The organism is Oleiphilus sp. HI0132 (genome assembly GCF_001635845.1).
Genome location: NZ_LWGJ01001147.1, coordinates 1 through 1,987, shown reverse-complemented (window position 1 = coordinate 1,987; position 1,987 = coordinate 1). Strand labels below are relative to the sequence as shown.

Here is a 1,987-nt window from a genome sequence, read left to right as displayed (position 1 = left end):
TACTAGCGCCCCCGCCAAAGATAAGGCCACTGAAAAAGCTAAAGCTTCTACCTTTGACTATGACAAAATAGCTATTCCATAAAGAGACTGTGTATTAGCGGGAAGTAAAAAACATGGATAGTTACAGAGGGGCGCATTTCCTTGCTGGCTCAGGACCAAGTTTTGTAACGGTTGCGAAAAGTTTATATCGTCGTCGATACCCTAATGTTGTAGTGCAAGGTGACTCCTGGTTTGATTACCCTGGCAGGCAGAAACATTTTTTCTACGGACCGAATAATTTACATCAGGCCCTGATGCAGATTATTCCTACTGGCGCAAACTGGTGGGATAGTAGCGTCTCAATGGCTACGGCAAAGCAGGTTTCGCGTGAATCCAGTGTATTTCGCTATGCTAAATACAATCGAGTTAGACTCGATGTATATTGTCTAAGTATGGGCGGGAATGATTTATTCGCTGGCTTAAAGTTTATCCTTAAAGATTATGATGATAAAAATCAATCGCCTTCAGAGTGCTTTAATTCAGGGAAAGAGCGCTTACTTCAAAACATCAGAGATGATTATCATAAGGTATTGAGAGACCGAGACCGATATCTACCTAGCGTGCCTGTCCTTGCGCATTGTTATGCGTCGCCAGATCAACGCCAGCGAGGCTTCAAGTTGGCATTCCTAAAGGCCGGGCCTTGGATAAAAACAGCATTTGATGCGAAAGCTTATCCACCTATGCTTACTTCTAATATAGATAACTGTATAAGGAGGCGGGCGATTCGCTATCTGCATGCGCAGCTTTCTGAAACAATTATAGGCGCAATGGGGCAATATCAGAATACGCTAAGTTATGATGCTTTTGGTCGGGGAGTAGACTTGTCAGCAGCAAAATATTGGGATGATGAAATTCATTTAAGCCCGAAAGGGTGGATTATGTACGCGAAAGATATGCAAGAGTATATGATCGAAAATGGTCTAGATATTAGAGCGTTGAAGAGGAGGTGAAGAGCTAAGCGGATAGTTATAGCTTAGCTCTTCAGATAGAGCGCTAGCTCAAGTTAGCAGCAAGAAGAGCCGCCGTCACCTGTTTCGAATATAGGGTCACCATCGAAGGGTAAGCTAGATCCACAGCCTTCAAAAATGCCGTAATGAGTGTTCCAGTCACCAATAAACTCGAAGTACTTTTTAAATCGTGTTTCATTCAGCATGCGCCAGGTATTGCCGCAAACAGGGAAAATCCTACCTTTTTCGATGATATGGTGCTTATCAAGAACGAAAGCGTGTTCAAAGTGCTCGATACCGCCTTTGTAAATAACAGCCTGGCCATAATCTTCACAGTGCGGTTCAAGGTCTTTTATTTTAAATAAACGGTAGGTTGCCGAATAAAAACCGATATGGCCGACTTTTTCTTGCACCGATTCATTTTCAATAGTGATGACATCGTCTTCTACAAGCCTCGGGTCCAAAAAACCGACTTTTTTAGCTAGGTTTTCAAAATCGTTCCAGTAAAGTGCGCCGCTCAAACACTCGCCGTATAGGACTGGGTCCTCAACAAGGTGTTGGGGAACTCTCCGGTCTGAATAGACGTCAGAGAAGTAAAGCTCACCTCCTGGTTTTAGTACTCGATAGGCTTCTCGCAATACGGCTTCCTTGTCTGGTGAAAGGTTGATAACGCAATTTGATACGATGATATCAAAACTGTTTTCTTCAAGGCCAAGTTCGTTTAAACGTTCGATATAACCCAGCTTGAATTCTGTATTCTTGCTTGCGTAGCCGAATTTCTCGGCATGGTAAGATTCGTGCTCAAGTGCAATGGTAAGCTGCTCTTCTGTCATGTCGATACCTAAGACACGGCCTTGTTCGCCAACCCATTGGGATAGAACGTAGCAATCTCTGCCAGACCCGCTGCCAAGATCCATTACCTGCATTCCTTCAAGCACGGGTGGGGCAATTAGACCGCAGCCATAGTAACGGGCTAGTACCTCATCATGAACCTTGGCTAA

Annotated in this window: 2 protein-coding genes; one reads left to right on the top strand and one right to left on the bottom strand. The window is 44.1% G+C overall.

Annotated elements, in window-relative coordinates:
• Positions 1–113: 113 nt before the first annotated feature.
• Positions 114–989 (top strand): hypothetical protein, encoded by an 876-nt coding sequence (locus A3766_RS15790; RefSeq protein WP_068510805.1) that lies wholly within the window; start codon positions 114–116, stop codon positions 987–989.
• A 53-nt stretch (positions 990–1,042) separates the two neighbouring features.
• On the opposite strand, the gene A3766_RS15785 is transcribed toward A3766_RS15790, so the two are convergent.
• A partial coding sequence (locus A3766_RS15785) for a methyltransferase domain-containing protein (protein ID WP_068642483.1) occupies positions 1,043–1,987 on the bottom strand: 945 nt, incomplete at its 5' end.